At 72.5% G+C, this 6,811-nt stretch carries 9 protein-coding genes and 1 pseudogene; 3 read left to right on the top strand and 7 right to left on the bottom strand.

From position 1 onward, the window contains the following. The first annotated feature begins 166 nt into the window (after positions 1-166). A complete protein-coding gene (locus tag QMK24_RS40370; protein ID WP_283471893.1) occupies positions 167-352 on the top strand; it encodes a hypothetical protein in 186 nt (61 codons plus the stop codon). Positions 353-421: 69 nt separating this feature from the next. Here QMK24_RS40370 and QMK24_RS40375 read toward each other — a convergent pair whose 3' ends face one another. Both QMK24_RS40375 and QMK24_RS40380 read right to left on the bottom strand, forming a co-directional pair. Then, entirely contained in the window at positions 422-952 is a 531-nt protein-coding gene (locus QMK24_RS40375; RefSeq protein WP_283471894.1) for a YbaK/EbsC family protein, read from the bottom strand. Between the two features lie 20 nt (positions 953-972). Further along, positions 973-1,545 carry a helix-turn-helix domain-containing protein gene (locus QMK24_RS40380; RefSeq protein ID WP_283471895.1) on the bottom strand — a complete coding sequence of 191 codons (573 nt, stop codon included), beginning with the start codon at positions 1,543-1,545 and terminating at the stop codon, positions 973-975. A 96-nt stretch (positions 1,546-1,641) separates the two neighbouring features. Between QMK24_RS40380 and QMK24_RS40385 the strand changes: the two genes are divergently transcribed. Continuing rightward, positions 1,642-2,505, top strand: a complete 864-nt coding sequence (locus tag QMK24_RS40385; protein WP_283471896.1) for an EamA family transporter — start codon at positions 1,642-1,644, stop codon at positions 2,503-2,505. A gap of 12 nt (positions 2,506-2,517) precedes the next feature. Here QMK24_RS40385 and QMK24_RS40390 read toward each other — a convergent pair whose 3' ends face one another. Beyond that, a complete protein-coding gene (locus QMK24_RS40390; RefSeq protein WP_283471897.1) occupies positions 2,518-3,342 on the bottom strand; it encodes an acyltransferase in 825 nt (274 codons plus the stop codon). A gap of 59 nt (positions 3,343-3,401) precedes the next feature. On the opposite strand from QMK24_RS40390, the gene QMK24_RS40395 reads away from it, so the two are divergent. Further along, positions 3,402-3,959 (top strand): gamma carbonic anhydrase family protein, encoded by a 558-nt coding sequence (locus QMK24_RS40395; protein WP_283471898.1) that lies wholly within the window; start codon positions 3,402-3,404, stop codon positions 3,957-3,959. A 40-nt stretch (positions 3,960-3,999) separates the two neighbouring features. Here QMK24_RS40395 and QMK24_RS40400 read toward each other — a convergent pair whose 3' ends face one another. From QMK24_RS40400 to QMK24_RS40415, 4 genes and pseudogenes are all read right to left on the bottom strand, one after another. Next, the gene (locus tag QMK24_RS40400; protein ID WP_283471899.1) at positions 4,000-4,668 is read right to left on the bottom strand and encodes a DedA family protein; all 669 of its coding nucleotides are present in this window, start codon (positions 4,666-4,668) and stop codon (positions 4,000-4,002) included. Positions 4,669-4,784: 116 nt separating this feature from the next. Further along, positions 4,785-5,141, bottom strand: a complete 357-nt coding sequence (locus tag QMK24_RS40405; RefSeq protein WP_283471901.1) for a GNAT family N-acetyltransferase — start codon at positions 5,139-5,141, stop codon at positions 4,785-4,787. Next, positions 5,119-6,225, bottom strand: a complete 1,107-nt coding sequence (locus tag QMK24_RS40410; protein WP_283471900.1) for a DNA polymerase Y family protein — start codon at positions 6,223-6,225, stop codon at positions 5,119-5,121. Before QMK24_RS40410 ends, QMK24_RS40405 begins: the two co-directional genes overlap by 23 nt. Next, positions 6,222-6,686, bottom strand: a pseudogene (locus QMK24_RS40415) (OB-fold nucleic acid binding domain-containing protein); the annotation flags it as partial. The gene QMK24_RS40410 and the pseudogene QMK24_RS40415, both read right to left, overlap by 4 nt. Positions 6,687-6,811: the final 125 nt, after the last annotated feature.

Here is a 6,811-nt window from a genome sequence, read left to right on the forward strand (position 1 = left end):
CACCCAAGAACAAGTTCGCGATCAAGCGCCGAGACCGGCCCCGCACCCCCAGTAACGTCCACTACACGATCAACGTCACCAGACAGCGGCCCTCACCTGCGGAAACGGCTTAACTCACCGGCATTGCGCCGACCTGTGGTTCTACGCCCTGCCGGTACTCGGTTTCGTGCTGGCCTTCGGCGTCTTCGCGGTCCTGCTCGGCGTGTTGCCCGGACAGTGGTGGGGCCGGCTGCTGGCTGCCGCTGCCGGGCTGGCCGTCGGCGTGATCGTGGTGCGGGCGGGCCGGAGACTGCACCGGAATCTGCATGCGGCGGACGACAACCGCGACGACGGCCCGCAGGACCGGACCTGACCGTTCGCATCGGACCAGCCCCCACCGTTCGGATCCGGACCGGCCCCTACCGTTCGGATCCCCTACCGTTCAGATACCGAGTCCCTCCAGGACGACCGCGCCCGGCAGCCGGGCGAGCACCTTGCCCGGCACGATCAGCTTGCCGCGCCGGGCGCCGCTGCCGATCACCAGGTACGGGGCGTCGACGACGGCCGCGTCGATGAGCAGCGGCCAGTCGGCGGGCAGCCCGACGGGGGTGATGCCGCCGTACTCCATGCCGGTCGCGCCGGTCGCGGTGTCCATCGCGGCGAACGAGGCCTTGCGGGCGCCTAGATGGCGCCGGACCGCGCCGTTGACGTCGACCCGGGTGGTGGACAGCACCAGGCAGGCGGCCAGTGTGACGTCCTGGCCGCGCTTGCCCGCGACGACCACACAGTTCGCGGAGGCCTCGAGGAGATCGGCGCCGTAGGTCTCGGCGAAGGCGGCGGTGTCGGCCTTGGCCGGGTCGGTGTCGACGTACAGCATCTCGGCGGTCACCGCGGCGGCGACCGGTGCCGGGAGCAGGTCGAGCCGGTCGGTGGCGGGGTGGGCTTCGTCGAAGGTGCCGATGGGTGCGCGCATGCCAGGCAACGTAACAGGCGCTAGCGGGGCGGCGGGACGGAGATCGCGAGCGTCATCTCGGCCGGTACGGGGCCCGCGTTGTGGTAGCCGTGCGGCACATGGGCGTCGAAGCTCGCGGTGGTCCCGGCCGGCACGTGGTGCTCCTGGCCCTCCACGATGAGGGTCAGTTCGCCCGCGTCCACCCGGATCAGCTCGGCGCTGCCGGGCGGGTGGGCGTCGGAGTCGTGTCCCTCTCCGGGCATGAGCCGCCAGGACCACAGTTCCAGCGGGCCCGGTGCCTCGGTGCCGGCCTGGAGCGTGCCGTAACTGCCGGCCGGGGTGCTCCACAGCGGTACGGCCCGGTCGGCGGGGACCAGCCGGACCTGGGGGCTGTCGGCGTGGTCGAGGAGGCTGGCGATGCTGATGCCGACGGCGTCGGCGATACGCACCACGGTGCCGATGCTGGGGTTGGTTCTGGCCTGCTCGATCTGGATGATCATTCCCCGGCTGACACCCGCGCGAGCGGCGAGTGCGTCCAGGCTGTATCCACGCTCCAGCCGCAGTCGCTTGACGTTGCGAGCGAGCGACTGGGCGACGATTTCGAGGTCCGGCACGCTTCCGTCCAATATTATGAATGACAGAGTTCACTGAGCTGCACTACGGTGTGCTGTACCAACACGTTCACCACACTGTACTGCGAGGGAAGTCCCATGACAGCGGTTCTCGCGCTCGCCACCAGCCTGCTCTGGGGGCTCGCCGACTTCGGCGGCGGACTGCTGACCCGACGCCTGCCGGCGCTGGTCGTGGTCGTCGCCTCGCAGATCGCCGCCGCGATCGTCCTCGGCGCCATCGTGGTGGCGACCGGGGCGTGGAGCGAGGCCGGCCCGCAGCTCTGGTACGCCGTCGCCGCCGGCGTGGTCGGACCGGTCGCGCTGCTCTGCTTCTACAAGGCCCTCGCCCAGGGCCCGATGGGCGTCGTCTCACCGCTGGCCACCATCGGGGTCGTGATCCCGCTCGGCGTCGGACTGACGCTCGGCGAACGGCCGGGACTGCTGCAGTACGCCGGGATCGCGGTGGCCGTCGTCGGCGTGGCCCTGGCCGGCGGCCCCCAGCTGCGCGGCGCGCCCGTACAGCGGCAGACGGTTCTGCTCACCCTCGTCGCGGCCTTCGGCTTCGGCTCGGTGTTCGCCCTCATCTCCGAGGCGTCCTCGACCCTCACCGGCCTGTTCCTCGCGCTCTTCGTCCAGCGGGTGTGCAGCTCGGTGGTCGGCGGCGCCGCGCTGGCCGTGGCCGTACGCCGCGACCCCGCCGCCGCCCCGGCGGGCGGCATGACCGTGGTGTGGGCCGCCATGCCCGCACTCACCCTGGTCGGTCTCGCGGATGTCGCCGCGAACGGCACCTACTCGCTGGCCGCCCAGCACGGCCCGGTCACCGTCGCCGCCGTACTCGCCTCCTTGTACCCGGTGGTGACGGCGCTCGCCGCCCGGGGCTTCCTCAAGGAACGGCTGCTCGCGGTCCAAGCCGCGGGCGCGGGACTGGCGATGGCCGGCACGGTACTGCTCGCGGCGGGCTGAGGACCGGCCGGGCTAGGAGGCCGGATCCGGCGCCCGCCCGGTGGGATCCGCCCGCTCGCTGAGATCCGCCCGCCCGGCCGGATCGTCGGGACCACCGTCGGGACCGCCGTCGGGACCGGCGAGTGCCAGCAGCTGTTCGGTAGTGATGCCCTCGGGTATCGGCACCGGCGGCGGCGTCCGCAGCGGAGGCTGCCACCCGGTGTCGGGGTCCCAGCGCCGGACGATCCTGGCGGGGGCACCGGCGACCACCGCGTGATCCGGCACCTCGCCCCGCACCACCGCGCCGGCCGCGACCACCACATTGCGGCCCAGCCGCGCCCCGGGCAGGATCACCGCTCCCGTGCCGAGCCAGCTGCCGGACCCGATCTCGACGGGCGCTGAGCGCGGCCACTGCTTGCCGACGGGCTCGTGGGGGTCGTCGTAGGAGTGGTTGTCGCTGGTGACGTACACATAGGGACCCGCGAAGATGTTGTCGCCGAAGACCACGGGTGCCGAGGCCACCACATGACTGCCCCGGCCGAGCACCACGCCGTTGCCGAGCCGCAGCACCGGATCGGGGCCGAGATCCAGATCCGGCATCATGCCCGCGGTGAGGGTCACCTGCTCCCCCACCACGCAGTGCTCCCCGATCTCGATCCACTGCTCGCCGAAGACCGTTCCCAGCGGGAACGCCAGACGCGAGCCCGTCCCGAAGCTGCGGAAGCGGTACGGCCCCGGGCGCTGCGCGGTCACCGCTCCCGAGTTCTGCACCCACCGCCATCCGCGGTGGACCAGACGCGACGCGGTGCGGCGGCGCCAGGCCGCCCAGGAGGAGAACACGTTCTTGTTCTTCGGCACGAGCACACCGTATACGGTGCTGATCGACAGCGAAGGCGCGGATGCAGAGGCGGGATCCCATGGCGGAGCGGGCACTGATAGCGGATGTGGCGGGACGCAAGCCGCAGGTGGATCCGGCGGCGTTCGCCGCACCCACGTCGGTGGTCCTCGGCGACGTCACGATGGCGGCGGAGTCCAGCGCCTGGTATCACGCGGTCCTGCGCGGTGACTGCGAGTCGATCAGCATCGGCGCCGGCAGCAACATCCAGGACAACTGCTCGGTCCACGCCGACCCCGGTTACCCCGTGGTGGTCGGAGAGCGGGTCTCGGTGGGTCACAACGCGGTGCTGCACGGCTGCACGGTCGAGGACGACGTCCTGATCGGCATGGGCGCCACCGTGCTCAACGGCGCGCACATCGGGACCGGCTCGCTGATCGCCGCGGCCGCCCTCGTCCCCCAGGGGATGCGTGTGCCGCCCGGTTCGCTGGTGGCCGGTGTCCCGGCCAAGGTGCGGCGCGAGCTGACCACCGAGGAGCGGGAGTCGGTCCTGCTCAACGCCGCCGGCTACATCGAACTGTCCCGCGCCCACCGGGCGGCCTTCGACCCCGCCGACCAGGGCCTGTCCGGCCGTTCATGATCGGCCGGACAAGGTCTGGGTCTGGCGCCGGTCCGCCGGGTCACTCGCCGGTGGGGGCCGCCACGGATTCGGCCGTGCCCTCCGTCGGCGACGGCTCTGGCTCCGTCGGCGTGTGCGCCCTGGCGCGCCGCTGGACGAACAGGAACGATCCGATCCCGAACAGCACGGCGGCCGCGAGTCCGAAGTATCCGAACCGCTTGATCCACGGTTCCGCCACCACTCCGACGTTGTAGATGACCGCGGTGGTACCACCCGCCCAGACGATGCCGCCGAGCGCGTTCGCGATGAGGAACTTCCAGTACGGCATCTTCAGGACGCCCGCCAGCGGGCCGGCGAAGATCCGCAGCAGCGCGACGAAACGGCCGACGAAGACCGCCCACATGCCCCAGCGCTCGAACGACAGCTCGGCGGTGGCGATATGGCCGGGCGAGAAGTGTTTGGGGAATTTCCGGCCGAGCTTGTCCAGCAGCGGCTTGCCGCCCTTGCGGCCGATCGAATAGCCGATGGAGTCACCGATCACCGCGCCCGCGATGGCGCAGGCCCCGACGATCCACGGGTTGATGGTGCCCTGCGAGGACATCAGTGCCGCAGTGACGAGGACGATCTCACCGGGGAGCGGGATGCCCAGGCTCTCGATCCCGATGACCAGCCCCACCACCAGGTAGACGGCGAGTGGCGGGATCGTCTCGACCCATTGCTGCAGGTGCACTGCCGTGTCCTCCCCTGGGACGCCATCAGGACCGTGCGCCGCGGCACACGTCAATGCAGCCTAACCGAACCGTGTCGCACGGCAGTACGACCGCCGGGCCCCTCCCCCGCACCCCGTCACCACAGGTCCGAGTCGGCCACCAGCCGTTCCCGCGCCCGGGTGGCCAGCCCGGGATCGGGCTGCGGTGCCGCGTCAGGGTGCTTGGCTGCCCAGGCCGCCACGTACGGGCACAGCGGGACGACGGCCCGGCCCTCCGCGCCGGCCAGCTCGTACAGCGCCGCCGCGAGCGCGCCCGCGATTCCCTCCCCCTGATGCCCCGGCTCCACGACCGTATGGACGGCCACCAGCGCGCTCCCGCCGCCGGTCCCGTCCTCCTCCAGCGCGAAATAGTCGATCCGTCCGACGAGTTCGTCCCCGGCCCACGCCCCCAGGCGGCCTGCCGCCCGGTCGTCACGAATATCCATGCCACCCATCATGCGCGACGGGCTCCGGGGGCGGCGGCGTCACCCGGGCCGGTCCGGGGGTGGCCGGGTGCGCGGTGCCGGCGGGGTGGACGGCGGCGGGGCCGAAGCGGGCGCGGGCGCGGTCCGCTGCGGCCTCGATCAGACGGGCCTTGTCGTCGCCGGGCTCCAGGCTCAGCTGCCGGGCGGTCAGCTCCTCGGCCAGCAGTCCGTCGGCGCGCAGCGAAATGGCGCGGACCCGGGCCCGCTGCAGGCCGAGCGTGTCGTAGAGCTGGTACGCGGTGGTCCGGAGGGCCGCGCTGTGTCCTGACGATTCGCGCAGCGTCCGGGTGCGGGTCGTCGCCGAACGGTCTGCGTAGCGGACGGTGAGGGTCAGGGAACGGGCCGCCTGGCTTTCGGTGCGCAGCCGGGCGCCGAGTTCCTCGGTGAGCGACAGCAGCGCCCTGCGGTGCCGCACCGGATCCAACTCGTCCTGCCCGAACCGCCGTTCACCGCCGATGGAGCGGGCGGGGGCGCCCTGGACGACCGGCGTCGGGTCGATACCGCGGGCCCGGTCGTGCAGGTTCCGGCCCGCGGTCGCGCCGAGTACGCGCTGCAGAGTGCCCAGCGAGGTGCCGGCGATGCGCCCGATGGTGTCGAGCCCGTAGCCGGCCAGGGTCCTGGCGGAGGCCGGTCCGACGCCGTACAGCAGGGTGACCGGCTTGTGCCGCAGGAACGCCGCGATGGCCCGCTCGTCACCGCTCAGGATCCGGACCGCGCCGGGCGGACCGTCGGCGGCGGCCATCCGGGCCAGGAGCGGATTGGGGCCGACGCCGATCGTGGAGTCGACGCCGTGCAGGGCCAGGGCCCGTACCCGGATGAGGTCGGCGAGGGCGGCGGCGTCCCGGTCGAAGTACCGCAGCGCGCTGCGGACGTCGGCGAGGGCCGCGTCCGGCGGCAGTGCCTGGACGACCGGGGTGATGCCGCGGAGCAGGCCGAGGAGCATCTCGTAGACCCGTGCGTGCAGCGAGGTGTCGGCGGGCGCGTGGAAATGGACGTACAGAATGTGCGGTGCGGGTGCGGGTGCGGGTGCGGGTGCGGCCGTGCGATCGCTCATCCGGCGCTCCCCGGGCTGGAGTGCCACAGCCGCCTGCTCGGGGCGGTGCGGTCACCGGGCGGCTGGAGGTCGGCCCAGGGGTGCAGCTCGGCGCCGGTCTCGTGCCGGATGCGCCGGCCGCCGACCGTGTCACCGGTGGCGGCGCCGGGGCCTGCCGGGGTGGCCGCGCCGGGGTCCGCATCCGTGGCCGTGCCCGGGTCCGCCGCGGGCTCCGCGAGACATGCGGCGACCGCCGCGAGCCCGCCGTCCTGGCGGAGTTCGGCGAGTTCGGCGAGGTCCCAGGCGGCGGAGCCGACGACGCTCAGGGCGCGTTCCCCGCGCCGCTGGAGGGTGCCGCGGACCAGCAGCAGACCGGAGTGGAACACCGTGTGCGCGCAATGCTGGTGGCTGTCCTCGAAGAACGCCAGGTCAACGAGGCCCGAACCGTCATCGAGCGTCACGAAGATGATCCGTTTCCCGGACGGACCTGTTAACTGCACCTACGCCCGGGGAGGGTGTGCCACACAGGAGCGAAGAGGGTCAAGATGGATGATGTCCGACATGAACTGCGCGAGGGCCTGGTCGAGTTGGAGCGGGCTGGGTCTGT

Source organism: Streptomyces sp. PH10-H1 (assembly GCF_030063355.1).
Lineage (GTDB): Bacteria > Actinomycetota > Actinomycetes > Streptomycetales > Streptomycetaceae > Actinacidiphila.

What these genes read in the sequence shown, in the direction of transcription:
- QMK24_RS40375 (WP_283471894.1), bottom strand. Translation starts at nt 952, where the DNA reads ATGCGCGCACCCATCGGCACCTTCGACGAAGCCCACCCCGCCACCGAC.
- QMK24_RS40385 (WP_283471896.1), top strand. Translation starts at nt 1,642, where the DNA reads ATGACAGCGGTTCTCGCGCTCGCCACCAGCCTGCTCTGGGGGCTCGCC.
- QMK24_RS40410 (WP_283471900.1), bottom strand. Translation starts at nt 6,225, where the DNA reads ATGAGCGATCGCACGGCCGCACCCGCACCCGCACCCGCACCCGCACCG.
- QMK24_RS40405 (WP_283471901.1), bottom strand. Translation starts at nt 5,141, where the DNA reads ATGGGTGGCATGGATATTCGTGACGACCGGGCGGCAGGCCGCCTGGGG.
- QMK24_RS40395 (WP_283471898.1), top strand. Translation starts at nt 3,402, where the DNA reads ATGGCGGAGCGGGCACTGATAGCGGATGTGGCGGGACGCAAGCCGCAG.